Source organism: Pseudomonas moraviensis subsp. stanleyae (assembly GCF_036283065.1).
Lineage (GTDB): Bacteria > Pseudomonadota > Gammaproteobacteria > Pseudomonadales > Pseudomonadaceae > Aquipseudomonas > Aquipseudomonas stanleyae.
In genome coordinates, this window is the sequence record NZ_JAADJI010000007.1 from 1 (window position 1) to 14,417 (window position 14,417).

Consider the following 14,417-nt stretch of genomic DNA (forward strand, 5'->3'; position numbering starts at 1 on the left):
AGAAAGTTCTTACAGCCTTCGCAGACCTCGTCCGGCTGTCACAGCCGGACGACAATGCTAAGGTTCTGCCTCGGCTTTAGCGATTTTCCAAGGAATCCATATGTCGGACGCCCAGTCCCTCAACGCTGCATTCATGGTGGTTCAGAGCAACAGTCTCGATGAGCTGCGCAGTCTTGTGGTCAGCATCATGCGGCGCTACCCACTGGCACCCTTGGAGAACGAAATCGCCTTGGTGCAAAGCAACGGCATCGCCCAATGGCTCAAACTGGCATTGGCCGAAGATCCTGAAGACGACGACCTTGGCGGTTGCGGGATCGCTGCGGCGATTGACGTTCAACTACCCGGCAGTTTCATGTGGCAGCTCTATCGCATGGTCTTAGGGCGAGAAGAGATTCCGGCGAAATCCCTGCTCGATAAAGCTCCGCTGACCTGGCGCCTGATGCGCCTTTTGCCACAGGTAATCGACCGGCCACATTTCGAGCCGCTGCAACGCTTCCTCACCCATGACAGCGATCTACGCAAGCGCTATCAATTGTCAGAGCGTCTGGCCGATCTGTTCGACCAATATCAGGTCTACCGGGCCGACTGGCTGGAAGATTGGGCGGAAGGCCGCCACCAACTGCGCAATGTGCGAGGTGAAATCAAGCCTCTGCCTGCGACCAGTTGCTGGCAGGCAGAGTTGTGGCGAGCGCTGCTGGATGACGTCGGCGAACAAGGCATGGCGCAGAGTCGTGCCGGCGTGCATCAACGCTTCATGGAGCGCATCAACACACTCGACAAGGCTCCCGCGGCGCTGCCACCGCGAGTGATCGTCTTTGGTATCTCTTCGTTGCCTGCGCAGGTACTTGAAGCGCTCGCCGGTCTGGCTCGCTTCAGCCAGGTACTGCTTTGCGTACACAATCCTTGCCGTCATCACTGGGCGGATATCGTCGCCGACAAGGATCTACTGAGGCATCAATACAAACGGCAACAGCGCAAAAGCGGAATGCCCGTCGTGCTCGATGCCGAGACCCTGCATCAGCACGCGCATCCCCTATTGGCCGCGTGGGGCAAACAAGGTCGCGACTATATCAACCTGCTCGACAGCTACGACGACCCTAACAGCTACCGCGCAGCCTTCCGTGACGGCCGCATCGACCTGTTCAGCGAAGCCCAGCCGCACAACATGCTTAACCAGCTTCAGGACGACATCCTTGAATTGCGCCCCCTCAACGAGACTCGTGAGCTCTGGCCTGCTGTCGACCTGGCACAAGACCAATCGATCCGTTTTCATATCGCCCACAGTGCCCAGCGCGAAGTTGAAATCCTGCACGATCAACTCTTGGCGCGTTTCAGTGCCGACCCGGATCTGCGCCCACGGGACGTGATCGTCATGGTCCCTGATATCGACAGCTATGCGCCGCATATCCGTGCGGTTTTCGGTCAGCTCGATCGCCATGATCCACGCTTCATTCCGTTCACACTGGCGGATCAGGGCCAACGTGGACGCGACCCTTTACTGATCGCCGTCGAGCATCTGCTCAAATTGCCGGATAGCCGTTTCCCCGTCAGTGAGATCCTCGACCTGCTCGATGTTCCGGCCCTGCGTGCTCGCTTTGGCGTAGAAGAACGCGACCTGCCAACTCTGCACCGCTGGATCGAAGGCGCCGGCGTGCGTTGGGGCATGAGCGCCGAGCAACGGGCCGGTCTCGGTTTGCCGGAGGAACTGGAGCAGAACAGCTGGCATTTCGGCCTGCGCCGAATGCTGTTGGGTTACGCCGTCGGCAGTGCCGACGCGTGTGCCGGGATCGAGCCTTACGACGAAATTGGTGGGCTTGACGCTGCCTTGATCGGGCCGCTTGTCGCGCTGCTGGATGCCTTGGAAATTGCTCACCAGCAACTCACCCAACCAGCTCAACCTAAGGAATGGGGCATGCGCTTGCAGGCGCTGATGCAGGTGTTCTTCCAGGCCAGCAATGAGCACGATGACTACCTGCTGACCCAGCTGGAAGAGCTTCGCGAAACCTGGCTGGAAACCTGCCAGGCGGTCGGGCTGACTGACGAGCTGCCGCTGACTGTCGTGCGCGAAGCCTGGCTCGCCGGGCTGGATCAGGGGCGGTTGTCGCAACGATTCCTCGCCGGCGCGGTAAATTTCTGCACCTTGATGCCGATGCGTGCCATTCCTTTCAAACTGGTCTGTCTGCTGGGCATGAATGACGGCGATTATCCCCGCGCCCAACCGCCCCTGGATTTCGACCTGATGGGCAGCGATTACCGCCCGGGCGATCGCTCGCGGCGTGAAGACGACCGCTATCTGTTACTCGAAGCGCTGTTGTCCGCACGCACCCAGCTCTATATCAGTTGGGTCGGTCGCAGCATCCGCGATAACAGCGAACGACCCGCCTCGGTGCTGATCGGCCAGTTGCGCGATCACCTCGCCAGCGGCTGGCGTTCAATAGACCCAAACCAGGACCTATTAGAGGCGCTGACGGAAGAACATCCTCTGCAACCTTTCAGCGCCCGCTATTTCCACGAAGGCGAGCAGCTGTTCAGCTATGCCAGTGAGTGGCAAGTGTTGCATCAAGAGCAAACGCATCAAAGCGAGACGCCATTACTCGCGCCGTATGTTCAGGAAGAACCGCTGACGCTGGCCTTACTGCAGGATTTTCTGCGAAACCCGGTGAGGCATTTTTTCACCCAGCGACTCAAGGTTTACTTCGAGGCCGCGCAAGCGCCGTTGGCCGATGAAGAACCTTTCGTGCTGGACGCGTTGCAGCGCTATACGCTGAGCGACAGTTTGCTGGAAGCCGCGCTCACCCAGCCGGAGAATATCGATCAAGCACTGCAAGCCCGGGCGCTGCGCTTGCAAAACAGTGGTCTGCTGCCTATGGCGGGTTTCGGCGAATGCCTGCAGCGTGAACTGATCGAACCGCTGCCGGATCTTCTGCAACGTTATCAGCAGTTGCTGACGTTATGGCCGACGCCGTTGACCAGCGCGATCCCGGTCAGTCTCGATTTGCAGGGGCTGCGTCTGGAGGGATGGCTCGCAAGTCTGCACCAGCGCGCCGATGGCGGACTGCTGTCAGTCACCACCATTCCCAACAGCATCGGCTCGATCAAAACGCGCAAGTGGCATCGGCTGACCAAACCGTGGGTGACCCATCTGGTCGCCTGCGCCAGCGAGCATGCGTTGACCACAGCATTGGTCGCGAGCGACGACACACTGTTGCTTGAACCCATGGAGCGAGACCGAGCGCTGCGGTTCCTCGGTGACCTGCTACTCGCCTGGCAAACCGGCATGTGCCAACCCTTGCCGATTGCGATAAAAACCGCATTCGCCTGGCTATCTCAGACTGATCCGGTCAAAGCCGAAGCCGCGGCGCGAAAAGCCTATGAGGGTGACGGACAGACCAGCGACGGCGAGCGGCGTGAAAGCCCGGCGCTGCTCCGACAATATCCCGACTTCGGTGCATTGTTGGCAGACGAAACCTTCAACGGCTGGTGCGACGCCCTGTACCGCCCATTATTCGAAGCGCCGTGGCGTTCCTTGTCCAGCGAAGGTGCACGCGCATGAGTACCAAGACACCGTTGGCTCTGGCGTTCCCGTTGCGCGGTAGCCAACTGATCGAGGCGAGCGCCGGCACCGGCAAAACCTTCACCATCTCGGCGCTTTATCTGCGGCTGATTCTCGGCCATGGCGGTGAGACAAGCGGTTTCGCGCGCGAATTGCTGCCGCCGCAAATCCTAGTAGTCACGTTCACCGACGCTGCCACCAAAGAGCTGCGTGAGCGCATTCGAACCCGCTTGGCCGAGGCCGCGCGTTTCTTCCGCGATGAAATAACCGCCCCAGACGGACTGATCGCCGAACTGCGCTATCAGTTCGATTCGCAGCAGTGGTCGGGCTGTGCCAACCGCCTCGATATCGCCGCGCAGTGGATGGACGAAGCTGCCGTCTCGACCATTCACAGCTGGTGTCAGCGCATGCTGCGTGAGCACGCGTTCGACAGCGGCAGCCTGTTCACGCAGTCGCTGGAAACCGATCACAGCGATTTGCTTGGCGAAGTGCTGCGCGATTACTGGCGACTGTTTTGCTACCCGATGCAGGGTGACGCGCTGAACTGGGTGCGCAGTAATTGGGGTGGCCCCGCAGCGTTGTTGCCTCGGGTCCGCGGCTTGTTCGCCAGCGAGCGTGACACCGATGAAGGAAAGGTGCCGGCGGACCTGATCGCTGAATGTTTGCTGGAGCGGCGAGCGGCGTTGGTCGAACTGAAAATGCCTTGGCGGGACTGGGCAGACGAACTGCTTGCTCTCTGCCATGAGGGCGTGGCCAGCAAAACCGTCGATGGCCGCAAGATGCAGGCGCGTTATTTCGAGCCCTGGTTCGAGAAGCTCAAGACCTGGGCCGAAGACGAGTCGCTTGAGCAACTGGACATTGGCACTGGTTTCACCCGGCTGACACCCGATGGCATGGCTGAAGCCTGGAAAGGTCAGGCTCCAAGTCACCCAGGGCTGGACGCCATGTCCGGACTCAAGTCGAGCCTCGACGCTCTGCCGACGCCCGATGCCGCGGTGCTGCAACACGCCGCCAAATGGGTCGGCGCGCGTTTTGAAGAAGAGAAGCGTCGCCGCGCGGAAATGGGCTTCGACGACATGTTGTTGCGTCTGGATGCCGCGCTGCAATCGGAGGGCGGCGAGCGTCTGGCGACGCTGATCCGCGAGCAGTTTCCGGTGGCACTGATCGATGAATTCCAGGACACCGATCCGGTGCAATACCGCATCTTTGAGAGTATCTACCGCATCGAAGACAACCATCCTGACACCGGCCTGTTCCTGATCGGCGACCCCAAGCAGGCGATCTATGCCTTTCGCGGAGCTGACATCTACACCTACCTGCGCGCACGTCAGGCCACCACCGGACGTTTGCATACGTTAGGCACTAACTTCCGCTCCAGCCACGGCATGGTCACAGCGGTCAATCACGTATTCGAACGCGCCGAGTCCCGAGAACAGGGACGCGGCGCGTTTTTGTTTCGCGAGGAAAATGGCGAGAACCCGGTGCCGTTCCTTCCCGTCGAGTCCCAGGGGCGCAAGGAAACCCTGCAGATCGCCGGGCAAGACGTCGCGGCGCTGAATGTCTGGCTATTGCCGAGCGATCAACCGCTGTCCGGTGCAATCTATCGCCAGCAAATGGCCGCGGCCTGTGCCAGTCAGATCACCGCACTGCTCAATGGCGGGCAAACCGGCAGCGCTGGGTTTATCCAGGCAGACGACTTCAGAGGTTTGCGTCCTTCGGACATCGCGATCCTCGTCCGCGACGGTAAAGAAGCCCAAGCCGTGCGAGCTGAACTCGCCGCCCGCGGGGTACGAAGTGTTTATCTCTCGGACAAGGACTCGGTCTTCGTCGCGCAAGAGGCGCATGACCTGCTCTCTTGGCTGAAGGCTTGCGCCGAACCCGATGTCGAGCGTTCGCTCAAGGCCGCGCTGGCATGCGCCACGCTGAACCTGCCGCTGATCGAGCTGGAGCGCCTGAACCAGGATGAAATGGTCTGGGAAGCCCGGGTCATGCAGTTCCGCGGCTATCGCGAACTCTGGCGCAAACAGGGCGTGTTGCCGATGCTGCGCCGCCTGCTTCACGATTTCCACTTGCCGCAGACCCTGATGCAGCGCAGTGATGGCGAGCGCGTGCTGACCAACCTTTTGCACCTCTCGGAACTGATGCAGCAAGCCGCCGCGGAGCTCGACGGTGAGCAAGCGTTGATCCGCCATCTGGCCGAGTTGCTGGCACTGTCCGGTCAGGCCGGCGAAGAACAGATCCTGCGTCTGGAAAGCGACGAGCAACTGGTCAAGGTGGTGACCATCCACAAATCCAAAGGCCTGGAATATCCGCTGGTATTCCTGCCATTCATTTGCTCGGCGAAACCGGTGGATGGCAGCCGTTTGCCGTTGCATTACCACGACGCTGCGGGCAAAGCGCAGATCAGCCTCAAGCCGACCGCCGAGTTGATCGCACAGGCTGATGATGAGCGTCTGGCCGAAGACTTGCGTCTTCTGTATGTCGCATTGACCCGGGCGCAACATGCCTGTTGGCTGGGCGTCACTGACCTGAAGCGCGGCAATAACAACAGCTCGGTGCTGCACCTGTCTGCGTTGGGTTACTTGCTGGGGGGCGGTGCTGCTTTGGGCGAGTCCAGCCAATTGAATCGATGGCTGCAGGATCTGCAGCAAGACTGCCCGGCCATCGGTATCGGCGAAATGCCTCATCCCACTGAGGAGCATTACCAGCCGCCGCGCAATGATGCAGTTTTGCGAGCCACGCTTCGGCCCAAGCGCAAAGCCAGTGAGAACTGGTGGATCGCTTCCTATAGTGCTTTGCGTATCAGCGATGTATTAAGCGTCGGCAGCGATGAAGCACCGGACAGTCCGCAGGCGCAAAAGCTCTTTGACGACGAGCGCCTCGATCCCGACGCGCCCCGAGAAATCATCAGCGGTGGCGCCGATATTCACCGTTTTCCTCGCGGACCGAATCCCGGCACGTTTCTGCATGGCTTGCTCGAGTGGGCGGGCGCTGAAGGTTTTGCGGTTACCCGCGAAGCGCTGGAAGATGCGATTGCCCGGCGCTGCAACCTGCGAGGCTGGCAAGGCTGGATAACCACGCTGACCGACCGGCTGCAGCATTTGCTCAAGTCGCCTTTGCCGATCGCGGGCGGGCAACCGCCGGTGGTTTTCGAGCAACTGAAGCAATACCGCGTCGAGATGGAATTCTGGTTCGCCAGCCACAAAGTCGACGTGCTCAAGCTCGACGAACAGGTGCGCCAGCACACCCACAATGGCGTCGCCCGCGTGGCGGCAGAGCCGGTGCAACTCAACGGCATGTTCAAGGGTTTTATCGACCTGACCTTCGAGCACGCCGGCCGCTATTACGTCGCCGATTACAAATCCAATTGGCTCGGTGTGGATGATCAGGCCTACACCGTGCAGGCCATGGAGCAGTCGATCCTCGACAATCGTTACGACCTGCAATACGTGCTGTATCTGTTGGCTTTGCATCGCCAGTTGAAGGCGCGGTTGGCGGATTACGATTACGACCGGCATGTCGGTGGGGCGCTGTATCTGTTCCTGCGCGGGACGCGTGCGGAGAGTCGCGGGGTGTACTTCGTGCGCCCGCCACGGGAATTGATCGAACGCCTCGACCGGATGTTCCAGGGCAAACCCGAACCCAAGTCCGAACCCGCCTGGGAACAGGGAGTCCTGCTATGAGCCGCACATTCGCCGATCTGCTGCCGACACCACTGGAAGCGGACAGCCTGTCGAAACTCTCGCCGCTGACTCGCGCCGATGATTTGCTGTTGTTGCTGAGCCGGTGGGTCGAGCGAGGCTGGTTGCGTGCGCTTGACCGGGCCTTTGTCGCCTTCCTGCACGAACTCGAGCCCGAGACCGATCCGCTGGTGCTGCTTGCGGCGGCGCTGACCAGCCACCAGCTCGGCCATGGTCATGTGTGTCTGGACCTGTTCGAGACCCTCAAGGCGCCGGATTTTGCACTGTCATTGCCGCCCGAAGGCGACGTGCAGGGCGGTGTGTTGTTGCTGCCTTCGCAACTGCTCGAAACGCTGGACGGGGCTCATTGGTGCAAAGTGCTGGCAAGCAGCTCGCTGGTGGCCCTGGCCGCTGACGCGAGTGATACGGCGCAGACCCGGCCATTGGTGCTGTCCTCGAAACGCCTTTACTTGCGCCGGTACTGGACGTACGAGCGCCGCATCGATGCCGCGCTGCGCCAGCGGCTGATGCAGCAGGAACCGACGCCGGATGATCTGCCGCAACGCCTCAATGAGTTATTCGGCGGGGCGAAGTCCGCAGCTGTCATCGACTGGCAGAAACTCGCCTGCGCAATCGCGACACGTAGCGCCTTCAGCATCATCACCGGCGGCCCGGGCACTGGCAAAACCACCACGGTGGTGCGCTTGCTTGCGTTGCTGCAGGCACCGGCCGTCGAGGCTGGCCATCCGCTGCGCATTCGTCTGGCGGCACCGACCGGCAAGGCCGCTGCACGCTTGACCGAGTCGATCAGCCAGCAAGTGCAGTCGCTGCAAGTCGCCGAAGCGGTGCGCGCGGCTATCCCTAGCGATGTCACCACCGTGCACCGTTTGCTCGGCAGTCGACCGGGTACCCGTCACTTCCGTCACCATGCCGGTAACCGCTTGCCGCTGGATGTGCTGGTAGTCGACGAGGCTTCGATGATCGACCTGGAAATGATGGCCAACGTGCTCGACGCCATGCCGGCCCATGCACGGCTGGTGCTGCTGGGCGACAAGGATCAGTTGGCTTCGGTCGAGGCCGGTGCGGTGCTGGGCGATCTGTGTCGTGACGCCGAGGGCGGTTGGTACAGCCCGCAGACGCGGCAGTGGCTGGAGTCAGTCAGCGGCGAGTCGTTGCAAGGCAGCGGTTTGCATGAAGACCGCGACGGCGCCCATCCGCTGGCGCAACAAGTGGTGATGCTGCGTCACTCGCGCCGCTTCGGCGAGGGCAGCGGCATCGGTCAGCTTGCGCGACGGGTCAACCAGCAATCGGCCGACGAGGCGCGCCAGTTGCTCGCTACCGGTGGCTATGAAGACGTGTATTCGCTGCCGCTCAAGGGTGAGCATGATCACAAGCTTGAACGGCTGTTGCTCGAAGGTCACGGCAACGGCCCGCAAGGTTATCGCCATTACCTGAGCGTCCTGCGCGATCAGCGTCCAGCGTCGACGCGGCCACTGGAGCATGCGGACTGGACCGACTGGGCCCGGGAAGTCTTGCAGGCGTTCGATACGTTCCAGTTGTTGTGCGCCGTGCGCAAAGGCCCATGGGGCGTTGAAGGCCTGAACCAGCGCATCACCGCCGCGTTGCTCAAGGCGCGTCTGATCGAGAGCGATCAGCAGTGGTACGAAGGTCGGCCGGTGCTGATGACACGCAACGACTATGGTCTGGGCCTGATGAACGGTGACATTGGCATCGCCCTGAAACTGCCCGAGCGCGATGGGCCCGAGATCGGCAAAACGGTTTTGCGCGTGGCCTTCCCGCGTAACGATGGTCAGGGCGGCGTGCGCTTCGTGTTGCCGAGTCGGCTCAATGACGTCGAAACCGTGTATGCCATGACGGTGCACAAATCCCAGGGTTCGGAGTTTGCACACACGGCGCTGATCCTGCCGGATGCGCTGAATCCGGTGCTGACCAAAGAGCTGATCTACACCGGAATCACTCGCGCCCGGCATTGGTTCACCTTGATCGAGCCGCGTGCCGGCGTGTTCGAGGAGGCGGTGCAGCGCAAGGTCAAGCGTCTGAGCGGGCTGATGCTGGAACTGGAGGAGGGCGCCGAGCCTCGGGAATGAAACGCTGAATGATCGGCAACGATTACTGACCAACCGGTCAGGGCCCGGCGCCTCGCTGGCGTTCTGGCGCTGTGCTATCGTTGCGGCATCATTTCGTTACGCTCCAAGAGAATCCCTGCATGAAGGTCGCCGTCCGGACGACAGAGCGTGTGGTTGCCTGCCAGCGCGCCTTGCTGATCGTTTTGCTCTGGTTGTTGACGGGCAGCGCCCTCGCACAAGCGCAAACCGGGCCGGCCGAGCAACGGGCCAAAGCGGTGACGCAGGTGGTCCTTGGCATCCTCAGTTATGCACGCTGGCCAGTGGAGCCGGCGCAGTTGCGCCTGTGCATCGTCGGCCCCACCGAATACACCGATGACCTGGTCAAAGGCACTACACAAGCCAGCGGCCGGCCGGTGGCGGTGCGTCGTCTGCTGGCGAACAATCCTGCCATCGTCAGCGAGTGCGACGCGGTGTACATCGGCAAGCTCACCGCCGATGAACGCAGTCGCCTGTTCGCATCGTTGATCGGGCATCCGGTGCTGAGCATCAGCGAAGCGGACGATCAATGCACGGTCGGCAGTCTGTTTTGCCTGCGCGTCGGTGATGAGCAAGTGTCGTTCGAGGTCAATCTCGACTCAGTAGCTCGCAGCGGCGTGCGCATTCACCCCAGCGTGTTGCAGTTGTCCCGTCGCAAAGCGGCGGCGCCATGAAGCTGTTCAGCTGGAAGGCTCGCCCGACCCTGGGCTCGGTCATTGGCCGTGGGCATTTGATCGTCGCGCTGGTAGCGGTGGCGATGGCCAGTGTTTCGCTGACCTTGCTGGGCGTGCTGGCGCTGCGGGTGTATGCCGATCACAACCTGCACTTGATCGCCCGTTCGATCAGCTACACCGTCGAAGCGGCCGTGGTGTTCAACGACAAAGCGGCGGCAACCGAAGCGCTGGCAATCATCGCCGCCACCGAAGAGGTCGCGGATGCCCGAGTGCTGGACGCGCAAGGCCAATTGATTGCGCAGTGGCAGCGCGCTGAAACCGGTTTGTTCTCCGAGCTGGAAATGCAGATCACGCGGGCTCTTCTGGAAAAACCGGTCAGCCTGCCGATCGAACATCAGGACCGTGAAATCGGTCGCGTCCTGCTCATCGGTCACGGCGGCAGCCTGATGCGCTTCCTCCTCAGTGGCCTGGCCGGGATTGTGCTGTGCACCGCGATCAGCGCCTGGGTCGCGCTCTATCTGGCGCGACGGCAACTGCGCGCAATCATCGGCCCATTGCACAGCCTCGCCTCCGTCGCTCATGCCGCCCGCAGTGAGCGAGCGCTGGATCGGCGCGTGCCGCCGGCACAAATCGCCGAACTGGATAATCTCGGCAACGACTTCAATGCCTTGCTCGGCGAACTCGAGTCCTGGCAAACCCATCTGCAAAACGAAAACGAAACCCTCGCCCATCAAGCGACCCACGACAGCCTCACCGGGTTGCCCAACCGCGCGTTTTTCGAAGGCCGCTTGATCCGCGCATTGCGCAACGCGAAAAAACACGATGAGCGGGTCGCCGTGCTGTTCCTCGACAGCGACCGCTTCAAAGGCATCAACGATAATTTCGGTCACGCCTCGGGCGACGCAGTGCTGGTAGCCATTGCCAATCGTGTGCGCGCGCAATTGCGCGAGGACGATCTGGTCGCGCGGTTGGGCGGCGACGAGTTCGCCGTGCTGCTCGCGCCGCTGCACACTGTTGAAGACGCTGAGCACATCGCTGACAAGATCCTCACCAGCATGGACATGCCGATCAGCCTGCCCGGCGGAACCAGTGTGATGACCTCGCTCAGTATCGGCATCGCTGTTTACCCCGATCATGGCGCCACGCCGGGCACCCTGCTCAACGCAGCCGACGCGGCGATGTATCAGGCCAAGCGCCTGTCACGCGGTGCGCAATTCACGGCCGGGTCGGAGCACCCGGTCGATTCCGTTCACACCAGGAGCTGATGTTCGTGTTCACATTTCCCGTTCGACATTTTTCCGCATTGCTGTTGCTTGTCGCGCTGACCCTGAGCGGTTGCCAGACCGCCCCGCAAAAGGGCCTGACACCGGCGCAGGTCGCCGTGCTCAAACAGCAGGGTTTCGAATTGACCGACGACGGCTGGGAGTTCGGCCTGTCGGGCAAAGTACTGTTTGGCAGCGACGTCGAAAGCCTGAACGCACCCAGCACTGAAATCGTCGAACGCATCGGCAAGGCGCTGCTCGGCGTGGGTATCGAGCGGGTGCGCGTCGATGGCCACACCGATGCGTCGGGCAAGGAAACCTACAATCAGCAACTGTCACTGCGTCGGGCCAAGAGCGTCGCCAACGTCCTCGCCACGGTCGGCATGAAGCAGGAAAACATCCAGCTGCAAGGCCTCGGCAGCAGCGAACCGGTAGCCTCCAATGACACCGCAGCGGGGCGCACGGAAAATCGCCGGGTGTCGATCGTGGTCAGCGCCGACTAATCGGCAAAACGCATCTCCCGCGTTTCCCCCATCAACAACGCCTGATTACGCTCAGTCACCTCGCGAATGTAATCCCACAACAACGTAATCCGCTTCAACTTGCGCAGATCCTCCCGGCAGTACATCCAGAACTGCCGGGTGATGTCGACTTCCTCCGGCAACACCGGCAGTAAACGCGGGTCCTGGGCGGCGAGGAAGCACGGCAGGATCGCCAGTGAGCGCCCCTGCTGGGCGGCGACGTATTGCGCGATCACGCTGGTGCTGCGCAAATTTGCGCTGGCGCCGGGCAGCACGTTGGCCAGATAGAGCAGCTCCGAGCTGAATGCCAGATCGTCGACATAACTGATGAATTGATGCTTGCTCAAGTCTGCCGGGCGGCGGATGGGTGGGTGTTTGTCGAGATAGTCCTGGGTTGCATACAGCTGCAAACGGTAGTCGCAGAGTTTGCAGCAGACGTACGGCCCATGCTCCGGCCGTTCCAGGGCGATGACGATGTCGGCCTCGCGCTTGGACAGGCTGATGAAGTGCGGCAGCGGCAGGATGTCCACCGAGATTGCCGGGTAGGCGTCGACGAAATGACTGAGCTGCGGGGTGATGAAAAAACTGCCGAAGCCTTCGGTGCAGCCCATGCGCACATGCCCTGACAGCGCCACGCCCGAGCCGGAAACCTGCTCGCAGGCCATGTGCAACGTGCTTTCGATCGACTCGGCATAGCCGAGCAAGCGCTGGCCTTCGGTGGTCAGGACGAAGCCGCTGGTGCGGGATTTTTCGAACAATAGCGTGCCGAGCGCCGCTTCCAGCGAACTGATCCGTCGCGACACCGTGGTGTAGTCGACGGCCAGGCGTTTGGCGGCGGTGCTGGCCTTGCGGGTGCGGGCGACTTCGAGGAAAAACTTCAGGTCGTCCCAGTTCAGCGAGCCTAGCGAGGTGATGTTTTTTTGCATGATGGACGGGCTTATATGTGCGTTCTTATTAGAAGTTTGCACATCTATACTCCAAAAACCGTCCGACAACCATTCTGGACACACGCCTCATCTCAGGGCGAACCTTTCGCCTTGGCTCCTACGATAAAAACAAGTTCTGGAGACCAGCATGAACGCATCGCTTACGCCCAACGACACCACGCTGCAAAAGGTCAAACTGCTGATCGACGGCGAATGGGTCGAGTCGCAGACCACCGAGTGGCACGACATCGTCAACCCGGCGACCCAGCAAGTGCTGGCCAAAGTTCCGTTCGCCACCGCCGCTGAGGTCGATGCTGCTGTCAGCGCCGCCCAGCGCGCGTTCCAGACCTGGAAACTGACCCCGATCGGCGCGCGGATGCGCATCATGCTCAAGCTGCAAGCGCTGATCCGCGAGCACTCCAAACGCATCGCCGTGGTCCTCAGCGCCGAGCAGGGCAAGACCGTTGCCGACGCCGAGGGCGATATTTTCCGCGGTCTCGAAGTGGTCGAGCACGCTTGCTCGATCGGCACCCTGCAAATGGGCGAGTTCGCCGAAAACGTCGCCGGCGGTGTCGACACCTACACCCTGCGCCAGCCGATCGGCGTCTGCGCCGGCATCACCCCGTTCAACTTCCCGGCGATGATTCCGCTGTGGATGTTCCCGATGGCGATCGCCTGCGGCAACACCTTCGTGCTGAAGCCTTCGGAACAGGATCCGCTGTCGACCATGTTGCTGGTGGAACTGGCGATCGAGGCTGGCGTTCCTGCAGGCGTGCTCAACGTCGTTCACGGCGGCAAGGATGTGGTCGATGGCCTGTGCACGCACAAGGACATCAAAGCCGTGTCGTTCGTCGGTTCGACCGCCGTCGGCACCCATGTTTATGACCTGGCCGGCAAACACGGCAAACGCGTGCAATCGATGATGGGCGCGAAAAACCACGCCGTGGTGCTGCCCGATGCCAACCGCGAACAAGCGCTGAATGCCTTGGTCGGTGCCGGTTTCGGTGCCGCCGGGCAACGCTGCATGGCCACCTCGGTGGTGGTTCTCGTTGGTGCGGCGAAACAGTGGCTGCCGGACCTGAAAGCGCTGGCACAAAAACTCAAGGTCAACGCCGGCAGCGAGCCGGGCACCGATGTCGGCCCGGTAATCTCGAAAAAGGCCAAGGCGCGGATCCTTGAACTGATCGAAAGCGGCATCAAGGAAGGCGCCAAGCTGGAGCTCGATGGTCGCGACATCAGCGTGCCGGGTTATGAACAAGGCAACTTTGTTGGCCCGACCCTGTTCTCCGGGGTGACCACTGAGATGCAGATCTACACCCAGGAAATCTTCGGCCCGGTCCTAGTGGTGCTGGAGGTCGATACCCTCGATCAGGCGATTGCGCTGGTCAATGCCAACCCGTTCGGCAACGGCACCGGCCTGTTCACCCAGAGCGGCGCTGCGGCGCGCAAATTCCAGACTGAAATCGACGTCGGTCAGGTTGGCATCAACATTCCGATTCCGGTGCCGGTACCGTTCTTCAGCTTCACCGGTTCGCGCGGTTCGAAACTCGGCGATCTCGGCCCGTACGGCAAGCAAGTGGTGCAGTTCTACACCCAGACCAAAACGGTTACGGCGCGCTGGTTCGACGACGACAGCGTCAACGACGGCGTGAACACCACCATCAACCTGCGCTGAGGA

At 61.4% G+C, this 14,417-nt stretch carries 8 protein-coding genes; 7 read left to right on the plus strand and 1 reads right to left on the minus strand.

All coding sequences use genetic code 11. The features are described from left to right. Window positions 1-100: 100 nt before the first annotated feature. From recC to GXB78_RS13610, 6 genes are all read left to right on the plus strand, one after another. A complete protein-coding gene (recC, locus tag GXB78_RS13585) occupies window positions 101-3,553 on the plus strand; it encodes an exodeoxyribonuclease V subunit gamma (RefSeq protein WP_329515749.1) in 3,453 nt (1,150 codons plus the stop codon). Then, window positions 3,550-7,236: an exodeoxyribonuclease V subunit beta gene (gene recB / locus GXB78_RS13590; RefSeq protein ID WP_329515750.1), complete on the plus strand. Its 3,687-nt coding sequence runs from the start codon at window positions 3,550-3,552 to the stop codon at window positions 7,234-7,236. Before recC ends, recB begins: the two co-directional genes overlap by 4 nt. After that, window positions 7,233-9,341 (plus strand): exodeoxyribonuclease V subunit alpha, encoded by a 2,109-nt coding sequence (gene recD / locus GXB78_RS13595; protein ID WP_329515751.1) that lies wholly within the window; start codon window positions 7,233-7,235, stop codon window positions 9,339-9,341. The genes recB and recD overlap by 4 nt, the downstream gene beginning before the upstream one ends. A gap of 119 nt (window positions 9,342-9,460) precedes the next feature. Further along, window positions 9,461-10,030 (plus strand): YfiR family protein, encoded by a 570-nt coding sequence (locus tag GXB78_RS13600; protein ID WP_329515752.1) that lies wholly within the window; start codon window positions 9,461-9,463, stop codon window positions 10,028-10,030. Next, window positions 10,027-11,295: a diguanylate cyclase domain-containing protein gene (locus GXB78_RS13605; protein ID WP_329515753.1), complete on the plus strand. Its 1,269-nt coding sequence runs from the start codon at window positions 10,027-10,029 to the stop codon at window positions 11,293-11,295. Before GXB78_RS13600 ends, GXB78_RS13605 begins: the two co-directional genes overlap by 4 nt. Beyond that, the gene (locus tag GXB78_RS13610; RefSeq protein ID WP_329515754.1) at window positions 11,295-11,795 is read left to right on the plus strand and encodes an OmpA family protein; all 501 of its coding nucleotides are present in this window, start codon (window positions 11,295-11,297) and stop codon (window positions 11,793-11,795) included. The genes GXB78_RS13605 and GXB78_RS13610 overlap by 1 nt, the downstream gene beginning before the upstream one ends. Here GXB78_RS13610 and GXB78_RS13615 read toward each other — a convergent pair. Beyond that, window positions 11,792-12,739 (minus strand): LysR family transcriptional regulator, encoded by a 948-nt coding sequence (locus GXB78_RS13615; RefSeq protein WP_083354154.1) that lies wholly within the window; start codon window positions 12,737-12,739, stop codon window positions 11,792-11,794. The two genes, GXB78_RS13610 and GXB78_RS13615, sit on opposite strands and share 4 nt — an antisense overlap. A 148-nt stretch (window positions 12,740-12,887) precedes the next feature. On the opposite strand from GXB78_RS13615, the gene GXB78_RS13620 reads away from it, so the two are divergent. Beyond that, a complete protein-coding gene (locus tag GXB78_RS13620) occupies window positions 12,888-14,414 on the plus strand; it encodes a CoA-acylating methylmalonate-semialdehyde dehydrogenase (RefSeq protein WP_329515755.1) in 1,527 nt (508 codons plus the stop codon). The last annotated feature ends 3 nt before the right edge of the window (window positions 14,415-14,417 follow it).